The 15,017-nt window shown below is 63.3% G+C and carries 16 protein-coding genes; 14 read left to right on the top strand and 2 right to left on the bottom strand.

Going from position 1 to position 15,017, the window contains the following annotated elements:
- The 10 genes from secY (at nt 1) to dsbD (ending at nt 7,335) form a co-directional block, all read left to right on the top strand.
- On the top strand, nt 1-1,350 hold the full coding sequence (gene secY / locus HWX25_RS10655; RefSeq protein WP_006400642.1) for a preprotein translocase subunit SecY: 1,350 nt from the start codon (nt 1-3) through the stop codon (nt 1,348-1,350).
- Nucleotides 1,351-1,359: 9 nt separating this feature from the next.
- The gene (infA, locus tag HWX25_RS10650; RefSeq protein WP_004521905.1) at nt 1,360-1,578 is read left to right on the top strand and encodes a translation initiation factor IF-1; all 219 of its coding nucleotides are present in this window, start codon (nt 1,360-1,362) and stop codon (nt 1,576-1,578) included.
- A gap of 20 nt (nt 1,579-1,598) precedes the next feature.
- On the top strand, nt 1,599-1,715 hold the full coding sequence (rpmJ, locus tag HWX25_RS10645; RefSeq protein WP_004199844.1) for a 50S ribosomal protein L36: 117 nt from the start codon (nt 1,599-1,601) through the stop codon (nt 1,713-1,715).
- A 38-nt stretch (nt 1,716-1,753) separates the two neighbouring features.
- On the top strand, nt 1,754-2,119 hold the full coding sequence (gene rpsM, locus HWX25_RS10640) for a 30S ribosomal protein S13 (protein ID WP_039323572.1): 366 nt from the start codon (nt 1,754-1,756) through the stop codon (nt 2,117-2,119).
- A gap of 28 nt (nt 2,120-2,147) precedes the next feature.
- Nucleotides 2,148-2,549 (top strand): 30S ribosomal protein S11, encoded by a 402-nt coding sequence (gene rpsK, locus HWX25_RS10635; RefSeq protein WP_004197937.1) that lies wholly within the window; start codon nt 2,148-2,150, stop codon nt 2,547-2,549.
- Between the two features lie 155 nt (nt 2,550-2,704).
- Nucleotides 2,705-3,328, top strand: a complete 624-nt coding sequence (rpsD, locus tag HWX25_RS10630) for a 30S ribosomal protein S4 (RefSeq protein WP_012362893.1) — start codon at nt 2,705-2,707, stop codon at nt 3,326-3,328.
- Between the two features lie 124 nt (nt 3,329-3,452).
- Nucleotides 3,453-4,430, top strand: a complete 978-nt coding sequence (rpoA, locus tag HWX25_RS10625) for a DNA-directed RNA polymerase subunit alpha (RefSeq protein WP_006477176.1) — start codon at nt 3,453-3,455, stop codon at nt 4,428-4,430.
- 135 nt (nt 4,431-4,565) lie between these two features.
- Nucleotides 4,566-4,961: a 50S ribosomal protein L17 gene (rplQ, locus tag HWX25_RS10620; protein WP_006477175.1), complete on the top strand. Its 396-nt coding sequence runs from the start codon at nt 4,566-4,568 to the stop codon at nt 4,959-4,961.
- 207 nt (nt 4,962-5,168) lie between these two features.
- Nucleotides 5,169-5,495: a divalent-cation tolerance protein CutA gene (cutA, locus tag HWX25_RS10615; RefSeq protein WP_059820867.1), complete on the top strand. Its 327-nt coding sequence runs from the start codon at nt 5,169-5,171 to the stop codon at nt 5,493-5,495.
- Nucleotides 5,488-7,335 carry a protein-disulfide reductase DsbD gene (gene dsbD / locus HWX25_RS10610; protein WP_175908468.1) on the top strand — a complete coding sequence of 616 codons (1,848 nt, stop codon included), beginning with the start codon at nt 5,488-5,490 and terminating at the stop codon, nt 7,333-7,335. Before cutA ends, dsbD begins: the two co-directional genes overlap by 8 nt.
- 115 nt (nt 7,336-7,450) lie before the next feature.
- Here the strand turns inward: dsbD and hemB are convergent, their stop codons facing one another.
- Both hemB and yihA read right to left on the bottom strand, forming a co-directional pair.
- Nucleotides 7,451-8,449 carry a porphobilinogen synthase gene (gene hemB, locus HWX25_RS10605; RefSeq protein WP_059702546.1) on the bottom strand — a complete coding sequence of 333 codons (999 nt, stop codon included), beginning with the start codon at nt 8,447-8,449 and terminating at the stop codon, nt 7,451-7,453.
- A gap of 253 nt (nt 8,450-8,702) precedes the next feature.
- Nucleotides 8,703-9,362, bottom strand: coding sequence for a ribosome biogenesis GTP-binding protein YihA/YsxC (gene yihA / locus HWX25_RS10600; protein WP_059505749.1), 660 nt, complete (start codon nt 9,360-9,362; stop codon nt 8,703-8,705).
- Between the two features lie 218 nt (nt 9,363-9,580).
- Between yihA and HWX25_RS10595 the strand changes: the two genes are divergently transcribed.
- The 4 genes from HWX25_RS10595 (at nt 9,581) to msrP (ending at nt 15,001) form a co-directional block, all read left to right on the top strand.
- The gene (locus tag HWX25_RS10595; RefSeq protein WP_175908476.1) at nt 9,581-10,234 is read left to right on the top strand and encodes a c-type cytochrome; all 654 of its coding nucleotides are present in this window, start codon (nt 9,581-9,583) and stop codon (nt 10,232-10,234) included.
- A 201-nt stretch (nt 10,235-10,435) separates the two neighbouring features.
- Nucleotides 10,436-12,652, top strand: a complete 2,217-nt coding sequence (locus HWX25_RS10590) for a cytochrome c biogenesis protein ResB (RefSeq protein ID WP_175908467.1) — start codon at nt 10,436-10,438, stop codon at nt 12,650-12,652.
- Nucleotides 12,653-12,656: 4 nt separating this feature from the next.
- Nucleotides 12,657-13,847, top strand: a complete 1,191-nt coding sequence (gene ccsB, locus HWX25_RS10585; RefSeq protein WP_059692389.1) for a c-type cytochrome biogenesis protein CcsB — start codon at nt 12,657-12,659, stop codon at nt 13,845-13,847.
- A 158-nt stretch (nt 13,848-14,005) separates the two neighbouring features.
- On the top strand, nt 14,006-15,001 hold the full coding sequence (gene msrP / locus HWX25_RS10580) for a protein-methionine-sulfoxide reductase catalytic subunit MsrP (protein WP_059702643.1): 996 nt from the start codon (nt 14,006-14,008) through the stop codon (nt 14,999-15,001).
- The last annotated feature ends 16 nt before the right edge of the window (nt 15,002-15,017 follow it).

Raw genomic sequence — 15,017 nt, 5'->3', positions numbered from 1 at the left:
TTGGCTAACAGCCCGAGTCTTGCAAAACCCGGTCGAAGCACGGCGAAATTCGGCGATCTGCGTCGGCGAGCGATGTTCCTGCTCCTGGCGCTGATCGTCTATCGCATCGGCGCGCACATCCCCGTGCCGGGCATCGATCCGGATCAACTGGCGAAGCTGTTCCAGAGTCAGGCGGGCGGCATCCTGGGCATGTTCAACATGTTCTCGGGTGGCGCGCTTTCCCGCTTCACGATCTTTGCGCTGGGGATCATGCCGTACATCTCGGCGTCGATCATCATGCAGTTGCTGGCGATCGTCTCGCCGCAGCTCGAGGCGCTGAAGAAGGAAGGGCAGGCAGGGCAACGGAAGATCACGCAGTACACGCGGTATTTCACCGTGGTGCTCGCGACCTTCCAGGCGTTCGGTATCGCGGCTGCGCTGGAAAACCAGCCGGGCCTCGTGATCGACCCCGGCATGCTGTTCCGGCTGACGACGGTCGTGACGCTGGTTACCGGCACGATGTTCCTGATGTGGCTGGGTGAGCAGATCACCGAGCGTGGTCTGGGCAACGGCATCTCGATCATCATCTTCGGCGGGATCGCAGCAGGGTTCCCGAATGCCGTCGGTGGGCTGTTCGAGCTGGTGCGCACGGGTTCGATGAGCATCATTTCGGCGATCATCATCGTCGTTCTGATTGCCGCGGTGACTTACCTGGTCGTGTTCATCGAACGCGGTCAGCGCAAGATCCTCGTGAACTACGCGAAGCGCCAGGTCGGCAACAAGATCTACGGTGGCCAGTCGTCGCACTTGCCGCTGAAGCTGAACATGTCGGGCGTGATTCCACCGATCTTCGCGTCGTCGATCATCCTGTTCCCGGCCACGATTCTGGGCTGGTTCAGCACGGGTCAGCCGTCGGGAAGCTGGATCTCCAACACGTTGCATAACGTCGCGGAGGCGCTGAAGCCGGGTCAGCCGGTCTATGTGCTGCTGTACACGCTGGCAATCGTGTTTTTCTGCTTCTTCTACACCGCACTGGTGTTCAACAGCAGGGAAACCGCGGACAACCTGAAGAAGAGCGGCGCGTTTGTTCCGGGCATTCGTCCGGGCGATCAGACCGCACGATATATCGACCGCATCCTCACGCGTCTGACGCTGGCCGGTGCGATCTACATCGTCTTCGTGTGTCTGCTGCCGGAATTCCTGGTGCTGCGCTGGAACGTGCCGTTTTATTTTGGTGGAACGTCGCTGCTGATCATTGTCGTCGTCACGATGGACTTCATGGCGCAGGTGCAGTCGTACGTTATGTCGCAACAGTATGAGTCGCTGCTCAAGAAGGCAAACTTCAAGGGCGGCAACATCCCAATGCGTTAATTAAGGACTATGGCCAAAGACGATGTAATCCAGATGCAAGGTGAGGTGATCGAAAACCTCCCGAATGCGACCTTCCGTGTGAAGCTGGAAAACGGCCATGTCGTGTTGGGGCATATCTCCGGGAAGATGCGGATGCACTACATCCGCATCCTGCCGGGCGACAAGGTGACGGTTGAATTGACGCCTTACGATCTGTCTCGTGCGCGGATCGTGTTCCGGGCGAAGTGATTTGAAAAAAGGGTATTATCATGAAAGTGATGGCATCGGTTAAGCGCATTTGCCGCAATTGCAAGATCATCAAGCGCAAAGGCGTCGTTCGCGTGATCTGCAGCTCGGATCCGCGCCACAAGCAGCGCCAAGGCTGACCGCGCGTTTGTTTGCGCTTTTTGTTTGAGGAAAAACAATGGCTCGTATCGCAGGGGTTAACATCCCGAATCACCAGCATACCGAGATCGGCCTGACGGCAATCTTCGGTATCGGCCGCACGCGCTCGCGCAGCATCTGCACGGCAGCTGGCGTGGAATTCTCGAAGAAGGTCAAGGACCTGACCGACGCAGACCTCGAAAAGCTGCGTGAAGAAGTGGGCAAGTTCATCGTCGAAGGCGATCTGCGCCGTGAAGTGACGATGAACATCAAGCGCCTGATGGACCTCGGTTGCTACCGTGGTGTTCGTCATCGCAAGGGCCTGCCGATGCGCGGTCAGCGTACGCGTACGAACGCACGTACCCGCAAGGGTCCGCGTCGTGCAGCGCAAGCGCTGAAGAAGTAAGCGGAACTGACAGTTACAGGAAAACGTAATGGCTAAGGCTTCGAACACCGCGGCGCAACGCGTTCGCAAGAAGGTTAAGAAGAACGTCGCTGAAGGCGTGGTTCACGTTCACGCGTCGTTCAACAACACGATCATCACGATCACCGATCGCCAGGGCAATGCACTGGCATGGGCGACGTCGGGCGGCCAGGGCTTCAAGGGCTCGCGCAAGTCGACGCCGTTCGCTGCTCAGGTTGCTGCTGAGTCGGCCGGTCGCGTGGCGATGGAATACGGCGTGAAGAATCTGGAAGTGCGGATCAAGGGCCCGGGCCCGGGTCGTGAGTCGGCAGTGCGCGCACTGCATGGCCTCGGCATCAAGATCACCGCGATTTCGGACGTCACCCCGATTCCGCACAACGGCTGCCGTCCGCCGAAGCGCCGTCGTATCTAAGAATGTGCTGGCACGTTCGTGCTGGCACATTTGCCTGTCGCCGCGTAGCGTCGACGGGCGTTGCTTTTTTGATTGACTAAGCCCACCGTTCGCCCCAAAGGGCGCGAACTAGCGCGGATTTCGATCCGCGTGACTGATTGATAAAGGAATGCAAAGTGGCACGTTATATCGGCCCTAAGGCCAAGCTGTCCCGCCGTGAAGGCACCGACCTGTTCCTGAAGAGCGCGCGCCGCTCGCTCGCCGACAAGTGCAAGCTCGACAGCAAGCCGGGTCAGCACGGCCGTACCTCGGGCGCACGTACGTCCGACTATGGTACGCAGCTGCGTGAAAAGCAAAAGGTCAAGCGCATTTACGGCGTTCTGGAGCGTCAGTTCCGCCGCTACTTCGCTGAAGCCGACCGTCGCAAGGGCAACACGGGTGAAAACCTGCTGCAACTGCTCGAATCGCGTCTCGACAACGTCGTGTATCGCATGGGCTTCGGCTCGACCCGCGCTGAAGCGCGTCAGCTGGTGAGCCACAAGTCGATCACCGTGAACGGCGTCGTCGCGAACGTGCCGTCGCAGCAAGTGAAGGCGGGTGACGTCGTCGCGATCCGCGAAAAGGCAAAGAAGCAGGCGCGTATCGTCGAAGCGCTGTCGCTGGCCGAGCAAGGCGGCATGCCGAGCTGGGTTGCAGTCGATGCGAAGAAGTTCGAAGGCACGTTCAAGCAAATGCCGGAACGCGCTGACATCGCAGGCGACATCAACGAAAGCCTGATCGTCGAATTGTATTCGCGTTAATCCGATTGACGGCCGAGGTACCCCGATTGCGTTACGCAAGGAGGGGCCTCGGCTGTTTATTTTCTGGTTGTTACCGGTCAGCCTTATCGGTGTAACGAGCCGAGGGTATTGAAAAGGAAAGCCCATGCAAACCAGTTTGCTGAAACCCAAGATCATCGCCGTGGAATCGCTGGGCGAGAACCACGCGAGGGTGGTCATGGAACCGTTCGAACGCGGTTACGGCCACACCTTGGGCAATGCGCTTCGCCGCGTGCTGCTGTCGTCGATGGTTGGCTACGCGCCGACCGAAGTCACGATCGCCGGCGTGGTGCACGAGTATTCGACGCTTGATGGCGTGCAAGAAGACGTCGTCAACCTGCTGCTGAACCTGAAGGGTGTGGTGTTCAAGCTGCACAACCGTGACGAAGTGACGGTGACCCTGCGCAAGGAAGGCGAAGGCGTCGTAACGGCCGGCGATATCGAGTTGGCTCACGATTGCGAAGTCATCAACCCGAATCACGTGATCGCACACCTGTCGAAGGGCGGCAAGCTCGACGTTCAGATCAAGATCGAAAAGGGTCGCGGCTACGTGCCCGGCAACGTCCGTCGCTATGGCGAAGACACGGCCAAGATCATCGGCCGCATCGTTCTCGACGCGTCGTTCTCGCCGGTTCGCCGCGTGAGCTACGCAGTTGAAAGCGCACGTGTCGAGCAGCGTACCGACCTCGACAAGCTCGTGATGAACATCGAGACGAGCGGCGTGATCACCCCGGAAGAGGCGATCCGTCAATCGGCCCGCATCCTGGTCGACCAGCTGTCCGTGTTCGCGGCACTGGAAGGCACGGAAACGGCTGCAGAGGCACCGTCGCGCGCACCGCAGATCGATCCGATCCTGCTGCGTCCGGTGGACGATCTCGAGCTGACGGTTCGTTCGGCGAACTGCCTGAAGGCCGAGAACATCTACTACATCGGCGACCTGATCCAGCGCACGGAGAACGAGCTGCTGAAGACGCCGAACCTCGGTCGCAAGTCGCTCAACGAGATCAAGGAAGTGCTCGCTTCGCGCGGTCTCACGCTGGGCATGAAGCTCGAAAACTGGCCGCCGGCTGGTCTCGACAAGTAAGCCCGGTTGTTGCTGTAGTTGGCAAAGATGCGGATTTTCCTTTAAAATCCGCATCTTGCTTTTTTCGTTACCGGCCCGTGCACCCAGCGGTGCGATAGAAGAGCTGGATCAAAACTTTGAATCAAGGAAACTGAAATGCGCCATCGTCATGGTCTGCGGAAACTGAACCGCACGAGCAGCCACCGTCTGGCTATGCTCCGTAACATGTCCAACTCGCTGATCGAGCACGAAGTCATCAAGACGACGCTGCCGAAGGCGAAGGAACTCCGTAAAGTCGTCGAGCCGCTGATCACGCTCGGCAAGAAGCCGTCGCTGGCAAACCGTCGCCTGGCGTTCAACCGCCTGCGCGATCGTGACTCGGTGGCGAAGCTGTTCGACGTGCTCGGTCCGCGTTTCGCGAACCGTCCGGGCGGCTACCTGCGCGTGCTGAAGTTCGGCTTCCGCGTCGGCGACAACGCACCGATGGCACTGGTCGAGCTGCTCGATCGTCCGGAAGTCGACGAAACGGAAAACGTGCAAGAAGCCGAGTAAGCTTCCAGCACGCAGCAGTATCTGAAAAGGGCCGGGCAATTGCTTGGCCCTTTTTGTTTTTGCGGCGCTGCGGGCTGCGATCGATTGTCGCAGCCCGCGGCCGGCAGCGTCGCGCGGGCTGCGCTACGATACGGAACTGTCGGCGCGGGCCTTCGATGGGCCGATCGTGGCGGCGGAAGCCGGTAAAAACCAGCCAGGAGGGCGCGTATGGTGGTGGTGTTGATGCTGACGACGGTGCCGGACGCGGCGACGGCTGCAGCGCTCGCCGACGGCGCGCTTGATGCGCGGCTTGCCGCGTGCGTATCGGAGCTCGGTGCGATCAAGTCGCGCTACCACTGGCAGGGCAAGGTCGAGGCGGCTGACGAGATCCAGTTGCTGTTCAAGACGAGCCCCGTGCGCTCGCTCGAACTGGAGCGATTTATTCTCGCGCATCATCCGTACGAGACGCCGGAAATCGTCTCGTGGCAGGCGACGGCTTCGGCCGCATACGGCCAGTGGGTGATCAGCGAAACTCAACGTCTATTTCATGTTTAACGGTATGGCGCTTTCCGTGCGCGTGCGCGCGCTGCGGGTCCTCGCAGTCCTGTTGTCGTTCATGTTCGTGCTGGGCGGCCTCTCGGTCGCGCGCGCGGCCGACGATTTTCTCGATCCGTCGGTCGCATTCAAATTCAGCGCGAGCGAAGCGCCAGGGCAGGTGGACGTCCGCTTCAAGGTCGCCAATGGCTATTACCTGTACCGCGAGCGGTTCGCTTTCGCGGTGAAGGGCGGGCAGGCGACGCTCGGCGATCCACTGTTCCCGGCCGGTCATGTGAAGTTCGACCAGACGTTCCAGAAGGAAGTCGAGACCTATCGCGACGAGGTCGTGATTCATGTGCCGGTCAAGCAGGCGGCGGGGCCGTTCGAGCTCGCGGTGACGTCGCAGGGGTGCGCCGACGAAGGGATCTGCTATCCGCCTGCGGAGCACGTCGTGAAGGTCGACGGCGCGGCGCTGGGCGCGGCCGCGCCGGCCGATGGCGCACCGGCCTCGGGCAACTGGTTCGACAAGGTCACGAGCGCGGATTTCGCGCAGTCGCTGCTCGAGGGGCACGGCTTCTTCACGATCGTCGCGCTGTATTTCGTCGCGGGCGTCGTCCTGAGTCTCCTGCCCTGTTCGTATCCGATGATTCCGATCGTGTCCGCGATCATCATCGGCCAGGGTACGCGGGCGACGCATGCGCGCGGCTTTGCGCTGTCGCTGACGTACGTGGTCGGCATGGCGCTCGTCTATACGGTGCTGGGCATTGCGGCGGCGCTGGTCGGCCAGAGCCTTGGCGCGTGGTTGCAGAACCCGTGGGTGCTCGGCGCGTTCGGCGTGCTGCTCACGGCATTCGCGGTATCGCTGATTTCCGGCAAGGACATCGCGTTGCCCGAGCGCTGGCAGAACGGCGCGGCCGAAGCCTCGCGCGCGCGGCAGGGCGGGCACTTCGTCGCGGTCGCCGCGATGGGTGCGTTGTCGGCGCTGGTCGTCGGCGCGTGCATGACGGCGCCGCTGTTCGCGGTGCTCGCGTTCATCGCGCACACCGGCAATGCATGGCTCGGCGGCGCCGCGCTGTTCGCAATGGGGCTGGGGCTCGGCGTGCCGCTGCTCGTCGTCGGCGTCGGTGCCGGCACGGTGCTGCCGCGCGCGGGCGCATGGATGGATGGCGTGAAGGTGTTCTTCGGCATCGTGCTGCTCGCCGCCGCGCTGTGGATCGTGTGGCCGGTGCTCGCGGGCGGGCTGAAGATGGTGCTCGCTGCGCTGTGGCTGCTCGTCGCGGCGGCGGCGCTCGGCTTGTTCACGCCGCATGCCGGCGCCGCGTCGATCTGGCGCCGTCTCGGTCGCGGCCTCGGTGCGGCGCTCGCGATCTGGGCCGCGACGCTGCTCGTCGGGCTCGCGGCGGGCTCCAACGACCCCGTGAAGCCGCTGGCCGTACTTGCGGCGCGCACGGTTGCGTCGGGCGATGCGTCGGCAGCCGGCGCGGCGGCCGGGCAGGCGGGCCCCGCGTTCGCGGCGGTGCGCTCCAGCGGCGAGCTCGACGCGCTGCTGAAGACGTCGGGCCGACCCGTGATGCTCGACTTCTATGCCGACTGGTGCGTGAGCTGCAAGGAAATGGAGCATCTGACGTTCACCGATTCGCGCGTGCAGGCGCGGCTCGCGCAGCTTCACCTGGTGCGCGCGGACGTCACCGCGAACAATCCGGCCGACCAGGCGCTCCTCAAGCGCTTCAACCTGTTCGGGCCGCCGGGCATCATCTTCTTCGATCGCAACGGCAATGAGATCGGCCGCGTGGTCGGCTATCAGGCGGCCGAGACGTTCCTGCGCAGCCTCGATCGCGCGGCGGTGCCGACGGTGTAAGGCGCGCGCCTCCGCGCATATGAGCGCCTGCTACGCCGACCGGACGACAAATACAAAACGGCGGGACACCGATAAAGTGTCCCGCCGTTTTTCTTGATACGCGCCGTCGTGCGGCTCAGCGCTGCGCTTTCAGCAGACGGGCAGCGTCGAGCGCGAAGTACGTGAGGACACCGTCGGCGCCCGCGCGCTTGAATGCAAGCAGCGATTCGAGCACGACCTTGTCATGGTCGAGCCAGCCGTTCATCGCGGCGGCCTTCAGCATCGCGTATTCGCCGCTCACCTGGTACACGTAGGTCGGGAAGCGGAACTCGTCCTTCACGCGGCGCACGATGTCGAGATACGGCATGCCGGGCTTGACCATCACCATGTCGGCGCCTTCGTCGATGTCGAGGCGCACTTCGCGCAGCGCTTCGTCGCTGTTCGCAGGATCCATCTGGTAGGTCATCTTGTTGCCCTTGCCCAGATTGGACGCCGAGCCGACCGCATCGCGGAACGGGCCGTAGAACGCCGACGCGAACTTGGCCGAATAGGCCATGATGCGCGTATGGATATGGCCGTCGCTTTCCAGCATCTCGCGGACTGCGCCGATGCGCCCGTCCATCATGTCCGACGGCGCGACGATGTCGACGCCGGCTTCCGCCTGCGCGCGCGCCTGATCGACCAGGATCTCGATCGTGTCGTCGTTGATCACGTAGCCGTTTTCGTCGAGCACGCCGTCCTGGCCGTGGCTCGTGTACGGATCGAGCGCGACGTCGGTCAGCACGCCGAGCTCGGGGAAATGCTTCTTCAGCTCGCGCACCGCGCGCGGGATCAGGCCTTCCGGATTGGCCGCTTCGCGGCCGTCGGGCGTTTTCAGCGACGGCTCGATGGCCGGGAACAGCGACAGCACGGGCACGCCGAGTTCGACGCACTGCTCGGCGACATGCATCAGCAGATCGACCGACACGCGCTCGACGCCGGGCATCGACGGGACGGCCTGGCGTTCGTTGGTACCGTCGACGACGAACACCGGGTAGATCAGGTCGTCGGTGGTCAGGCGGTTTTCGCGCATCAGGCGCCGGGAGAAGTCGTCGCGGCGCATCCGGCGCGGACGATGAAGCGGATGGAAGCTCATGGCGATTTGGCAGAAATCAGGGCAAGAAGGACCTTACGGAACCCTTAGGTCATTTTCGAGATCGTTGGTATATGATAGCGATCGAGCGGCACGCGTCGCGTGCAGCTCCCCGCTTCTCCTCCCTGAGCGGGTGCCTGTCGTTTTTCGATTAGGCTGTTTGACCCGCCGTTCAACGGCGGGTTTTTTTATGAGCCGGCCGAATTCGCAGGTGCCGTCAGGTGCGCACGGCCGATCCCGGCCGCGCGTTGCCCGCTCATTGTGCTACAGGCTCGCCTTTTTCGTCGGCGGCGGACGGCCGCACCCAGCTCTCGATCAGCTCATGCGCCTCGTCGAGCCCCGTGCGCTTCAGCGCCGAGAACAGCTGGACGGTCAGCTTGCCCTTCACGCCCTGGTCGCGATACGCGTCGAGTCCCTTCTGCGTGTTACGGAGCGCGTTGATGCTTTCCTGGCGCGTCAATTTGTCGCACTTCGTCAGCAGCGTGTGGATCGGCTTGCCGGTCGGCGCGAACCACTCGATCATCCGGCGATCGAGGTCGGTCAGCGGGCGGCGCGAATCCATCATCAGGATCAGGCCGCAGAGCTGCGAACGCGTCGCGAGATAGGACGACAGCAGCATTTCCCAGTGGGCCTTCGCGGCCCCCGGCACTTCCGCGTAACCGTAGCCGGGCAGGTCGACCAAGTTCGCGACGGGCTCGGCGGCCGGGCCGACGGAGAAGTAGTTGATGTGCTGCGTGCGACCGGGCGTCTTCGACGCGAACGCGAGCCGCTTCTGATTGCACAGCACGTTGATCGCCGTCGATTTGCCGGCATTCGAGCGGCCCGCGAACGCGATTTCCGGTTGCACCGTCGGCGGCAGGTCGCGCAGATGGTTGACGGTCGTGTAGAAGCGGGCTTGATGGAGCAAAAAGGCCATGGGGGAAACCGGAGGGACGGGGCGGCGCGAGCCGCTTGGTGGAGGCGGGGTAGCCCCGATAGGCGCGGGAGCTTTCAGCGCGATATTGTACAATACGCCGGTTTTGCCGAAGGGCTGCGGGCGCCTGCCTCGCGCTTTTATGCAGCTTCTGCGGTAGACTGGTCGACGTCGTTTTTTGCAGAACCTCAAATTCCCACAAGACGAAACAGGGTGTGCGAATGAATCGACTGTGCAAGTCTCTGATGGTGCTTCAGGTTGCAGCAGGGTTCGTAGGTTTCGTAGCGGAGGCAAACGCGGCGGATGCGGCAAAGCCGGATCTGGACCGCGGCAAGGCGATTGCCGGGCAAGTCTGCGCGTCGTGTCACGGCGCCGACGGCAACAGCGCATCGGGCAGTTTCCCGAAGCTCGCCGGCCAGCATCCCGAATATCTGGTCAAGCAGTTGAACGACTTCAAGGCCCAGCCGGGTGCGAAGGGGCCGGCGCGGACCAATCCGGTGATGGTCGGGTTTGCGAGCGCGTTGAGCGCGGACGACATGCGCAACGTCGCCGCGTATTACGGATCGCAGTCCACGAAGCTCGGTACCGCACGCGATGCGGCGACCGTGCCGATCGGCCAGAAGATTTATCGCGGCGGCATCGCGGAAAAGGGTGTGCCCGCCTGTGCGAGCTGCCACGGGCCGACGGGGCAGGGGATTCCGGTCCAGTACCCGCGTTTGTCGGGGCAGTGGGCCGATTACACGGTGGCCCAATTGACCGCGTTCCAGCAGGGTGCCGGCGCGCGCAACAACAACGAGGCGATGCATCAGATCGCATCGCGACTGTCGGACAACGAGATCAAGGCCGTCGCGGATTACATCGCGGGCCTGCGTTGAACGGACGGTCACGAATGGAATGACCGGACGCCCGAAGGGCGGCCGGAGTCAGAACAAGAAAAGGGTGGGGCGCCGCACCGTTGCGGTTGCCTCGCCCTTTTTTGTCGGCACTCGCCGGGCCGTCCCAAGAGTGCTGACCGCCCCCTTGGGGGCAGCGAACATAGTGAGCGTGGGGGCTGTTTCCCCTTAGTCGGAGTTTGAATGAGCGTTACCACGTCGGGGTTGCAGTCGAAGTCGGGTCAAAGTGCGTCCAGGCGCGCGGTCGAGTTGCTGAGCTCGATGCGCTTCGCGATCGCACTGTTGGTGGTGCTGTCGATCGCGAGCATCGTCGGGACGGTCCTGACCCAGGATGACCCGTATCCGAACTACGTGAACCAGTTCGGGCCATTCTGGGCGGACATCTTCCGCTCGCTGGGCCTGTACAACGTGTACAGCGCGTGGTGGTTCATGCTGATCCTGATCTTCCTCGTCGTGTCGATCTCGCTGTGCGTGATCCGCAACGCGCCGAAGATGCTTGCCGACGCGAAGAGCTGGAAGGACAAGGTGCGCGAAGGCAGCCTGCGCGCCTTCCACCACAAGGCCGAATACTCGGCGTCCGGCACGCGCGCGACCGTCGCGGCCTCGCTTGCCACGTTCGTCACCAAGGCCGGCTACAAGCACGTCGTGCGTGAAACCGACGGTGCAACGCTGATCTCCGCGAAACGCGGCGCGCTGACGAAGTGGGGCTACATCTCCGCGCACCTTGCGATCGTCGTGATCTGTATCGGCGGCCTGCTGGACAGCAACCTGCCGATCAAATTCCAGATGTGGATGTTCGGCAAGAGCCCGGTCAACACGAGCGCGACGATCAGCGAAATCTCGCCCGACCATCGGTTGTCCGCTTCGAACCCGACCTTCCGCGGCTACGCGTGGGTGCCGGAAGGCCAGTTCGTGTCGACCGCGATCCTGAACCAGCCGAGCGGTTCGCTGATCCAGGACCTGCCCTTCTCGATCCAGCTCAACAAGTTCATCGTCGATTACTACACGACGGGGATGCCGAAGCTGTTCGCGAGCGACATCGTCGTGATCGATCGCGAGACGGGCCAGAAGATCCCGGCGCGTGTCGAGGTCAACAAGCCGTTCACGTACAAGGGCGTGTCCATCTACCAGTCGAGCTTCCAGGACGGCGGCTCACAGATGGAGATGACGGCCTACCCGATGACGGGCGGCAACGCGAAGACCTTCGCGGTGAAGGGCACGATCGGCAGCACGGCGCCGCTGCAGATGGCGGGCAGCGACGGCGACACGATCGAATTCTCCGACTTCCGCGCGATCAACGTCGAGAACATGGCGGACGCGAACGGCAAGCCGGACGTGCGCGGCGTCGCGAAGACGGAGTCGCTCAAGGAAGCGTTCGACGAGCGGCTCGGTTCGGGCGCGAAGACGTCGAAGCCGATGCAGCTCCACAACATCGGCCCGTCGGTGCAGTACAAGATTCGCGGCAAGGATGGCCAGGCGCGCGAATTCAACAACTACATGCTGCCCGTCGACATGGGCGGCACGCGCGTGTTCCTCGCCGGCGTGCGCGCAAGCCCGAACGATCCGTTCCGCTACATGCGGATTCCGGCCGACAGCCAGGATTCGATCGGCGAATGGATGCGCCTGCGCGCCGCGCTCGAGGATCCGGCCGTGCGTGCCGACGCCGCCGCACGTTTCGCGCAGCGTTCGCTGCCGACGACCGAAGCGTCGCTGCGCGGCCGCCTGCAGGACAGCGCGTTCAAGGTGCTGACCCTTTTTGCGGCGAGCGACGACAGTGTCGGCCGCGGCGCCGACGGCCAGCCGGTCGGCGGCTTCCAGGCGGTGGCGACGTTCATCGACCGCTCGGTGCCGAAGGCCGAGCAGGAAAAGGCGGCCAGCCTGCTGCTGCGCATGCTCGAGGGTTCGATGTGGGAAGTCTGGCAGATCGCGCGCGAGCGTGCCGGCGAGCCGGCCGCCCAGCAGGGCACCGACACGATCCGCTTCGTGCAGAACGCGATCAATGCGCTATCCGACAGCTTCTTGTACGGATCGCCGGTCTATTTGCAGCTCGACTCCTTCAAGCAGGTCCAAGCTTCGGTATTTCAGCTGACGCGCGCACCCGGCAAGAATCTGGTGTATCTTGGCAGCCTGCTGTTGGTCGCCGGCATCTTCTCGATGTTCTACGTGCGCGAGCGGCGACTCTGGTTCTGGCTCAAGGACGCCGGTTCCGGCGTCGATGTGGTGATGGCGATGTCCACGGCCCGCAAGACCTTCGATTTCGAGAAAGAATTTGTGCAGACGCGCGACGCGGCCGGCGCCGCCTTGCGCGCCACGCCGCGCGACGCCGCACCCGCCGGTGCGGCAGCGACTGCCCGTCCGCCCGCCGGCGACGGTTCCGATTCCGAGAATTCCACCCGGTAACATCATGGATCTCACTCAAGTTTCCTCTTCCCGTTCGGGGCCGGTCCAGGCCCCGAATCCGGCGCCGTTGTTCGACGACCGTCCGTTCCTCGCGCGCCTGTCGATCATCGACTGGCTGTTCGCCCTGGCACTCGTGGTCGGCGCAGGCTATGCGTTCGTGCATTACAACGAACACATGAATTACTACGACAAGGCGGTGATGATCGGCACGGTGCCGGCGCTTGTCGTGCTCGGCTGGCGCTGGAAGCCCGCGCGGCTGATGATGGCGTCGATCGCGGTGCTGTCGTTGCTGTCGATCCAGATCTACCAGGGCGATCTCGCGCGCGCCGATTCGGCGTTCTTCCTCAAGTACTTCCTGTCGAGCCAGTCCGCGATCCTGTGGATGAGCGCGCTGTTCGTGCTCGCGACGATCTTCTACTGGATCGGCCTGCTCGCGCGCTCCGAATCGGGCTCCGCGATCGGCCAGAAACTGACGTGGGTCGCGGTGCTGATGGGTTTCACCGGCCTGATGGTGCGCTGGTACGAGTCCTACCTGATCGGTGCCGACGTCGGGCATATCCCGGTGTCGAATCTGTATGAAGTCTTCGTGCTGTTCAGCCTGATCACCGCACTTCTCTACCTGTATTACGAAGGCCACTACGGCACGCGTTCGCTCGGCGCGTTCGTGCTGCTGGTCATCAGCGCGGCCGTCGGCTTCCTGATGTGGTACTCGGTCGCGCGCGATGCGCAGCAGATCCAGCCGCTCGTGCCGGCGCTGCAGAGCTGGTGGATGAAGATTCACGTGCCGGCGAACTTCATCGGCTACGGCAGCTTCGCGCTGTCGGCGATGGTGTCGGTCGCGTACCTGATGAAGGAGCGCGGCGTGCTCGCCGATCGCCTGCCGACGCTCGAGGTGCTCGACGACGTGATGTACAAGTCGATCGCGGTCGGTTTCGCGTTCTTCACGATCGCGACGATCCTCGGCGCGCTGTGGGCCGCTGAAGCATGGGGCGGTTACTGGAGCTGGGATCCGAAGGAAACCTGGGCGCTGATTGTGTGGCTCAACTACGCGGCCTGGCTGCACATGCGCCTGATGAAGGGCCTGCGCGGCGCGGTCGCCGCCTGGTGGGCGCTCACGGGCCTGCTCGTGACGACGTTCGCGTTCCTCGGCGTCAACATGTTCCTGTCCGGGCTGCATAGCTACGGCAAGCTGTAAGATTTCCGACGTTGGTCCGACAAAAGACCGCCGGCGCACTGCGTGCCCGGCGGTTTTCTTTTGTAACGGGCGGGCGGTCCGGGCGTCGAACGGCGCAGCACGGGTCGGGTCGAACGCTCATGAAGCGTGCGCGCCGCGCATGCAGGAGGAGCAGCACGATGTGGATCAAACACTCTTTGCGCACCGTACTGACCGGCGGTGATATCGCGCAGAGCCAGATTACGCCGCGCGCGGTATTCGAGAACCGGCGGCGCGTATTGCAGGCCGCCGGCCTGGCGGCGGCGGGCGGATTGCTCGGCGGCAGCGGCGCGGCATTCGCGGCCTATGCGTCGCCGGACGCGCGGGCCGCGAAACTCGCGGCGAAAACCAACCCTAGGTTCGTCGCGGCCGACAAGGTGACGCCGTTCAAGGACATCACGTCCTACAACAACTTCTACGAATTCGGCACCGACAAGAGCGACCCGGCCCAGAACGCGGGCACGCTGCGGCCGCGCCCGTGGCGCGTGAGCGTCGAGGGCGAGGTGCTGCACCCGAAGGTGTTCGATCTCGACGAACTGCTGAAGCTCGCACCGCTCGAGGAGCGCGTGTACCGGCTGCGTTGCGTCGAAGGATGGTCGATGGTGATTCCGTGGATTGGCGTGCCGCTGTCCGAGCTGATCAAACGCGTACAGCCGACCGGCAACGCGAAATACGTGCAATTCATCACGCTGGCCGATCCGTCGCAGATGCCTGGGCTGTCGGCGCCGGTGCTCGATTGGCCGTACTCGGAAGGGCTGCGGATGGACGAGGCGATGAATCCGCTGACGCTGCTGACGATGGGCGTGTACGGCCAGGTGCTGCCGAACCAGAATGGCGCGCCGGTGCGGATCGTCGTGCCGTGGAAGTACGGCTTCAAGAGCGCGAAGTCGCTGGTGAAGATTCGCTTCGTCGACAAGCAGCCGAAGACGAGCTGGAACACGTATGCGTCGAACGAATACGGCTTCTATTCGAACGTGAACCCGAACGTCGATCACCCGCGCTGGAGCCAGGCGACCGAGCGCCGGATCGGCGAGGACGGCTTCTTCACGCCGAAGCGCAAGACGCTGATGTTCAACGGCTACGGCGATCTCGTCGCGTCGATGTATCAGGGCATGGACCTGAAAAAGAACTTCTGAGCGTGCCGGTGAGAAA

The organism is Burkholderia sp. BCC1640 (genome assembly GCF_902833125.1).
In the GTDB taxonomy this organism is placed as follows: Bacteria; Pseudomonadota; Gammaproteobacteria; order Burkholderiales; family Burkholderiaceae; genus Burkholderia; species Burkholderia diffusa.
This window is presented reverse-complemented; position numbering and strand designations above follow the sequence as displayed.

Coding starts and splice junctions, on each gene's coding strand:
- infA (WP_004521905.1), top strand. CDS start 1,360: ATGGCCAAAGACGATGTAATCCAGATGCAAGGTGAGGTGATCGAAAAC.
- rpmJ (WP_004199844.1), top strand. CDS start 1,599: ATGAAAGTGATGGCATCGGTTAAGCGCATTTGCCGCAATTGCAAGATC.
- rpsM (WP_039323572.1), top strand. CDS start 1,754: ATGGCTCGTATCGCAGGGGTTAACATCCCGAATCACCAGCATACCGAG.
- rpsK (WP_004197937.1), top strand. CDS start 2,148: ATGGCTAAGGCTTCGAACACCGCGGCGCAACGCGTTCGCAAGAAGGTT.
- rpoA (WP_006477176.1), top strand. CDS start 3,453: ATGCAAACCAGTTTGCTGAAACCCAAGATCATCGCCGTGGAATCGCTG.
- rplQ (WP_006477175.1), top strand. CDS start 4,566: ATGCGCCATCGTCATGGTCTGCGGAAACTGAACCGCACGAGCAGCCAC.
- cutA (WP_059820867.1), top strand. CDS start 5,169: ATGGTGGTGGTGTTGATGCTGACGACGGTGCCGGACGCGGCGACGGCT.
- dsbD (WP_175908468.1), top strand. CDS start 5,488: ATGTTTAACGGTATGGCGCTTTCCGTGCGCGTGCGCGCGCTGCGGGTC.
- hemB (WP_059702546.1), bottom strand. CDS start 8,449: ATGAGCTTCCATCCGCTTCATCGTCCGCGCCGGATGCGCCGCGACGAC.
- yihA (WP_059505749.1), bottom strand. CDS start 9,362: ATGGCCTTTTTGCTCCATCAAGCCCGCTTCTACACGACCGTCAACCAT.
- HWX25_RS10595 (WP_175908476.1), top strand. CDS start 9,581: ATGAATCGACTGTGCAAGTCTCTGATGGTGCTTCAGGTTGCAGCAGGG.
- HWX25_RS10590 (WP_175908467.1), top strand. CDS start 10,436: ATGAGCGTTACCACGTCGGGGTTGCAGTCGAAGTCGGGTCAAAGTGCG.
- ccsB (WP_059692389.1), top strand. CDS start 12,657: ATGGATCTCACTCAAGTTTCCTCTTCCCGTTCGGGGCCGGTCCAGGCC.
- msrP (WP_059702643.1), top strand. CDS start 14,006: ATGTGGATCAAACACTCTTTGCGCACCGTACTGACCGGCGGTGATATC.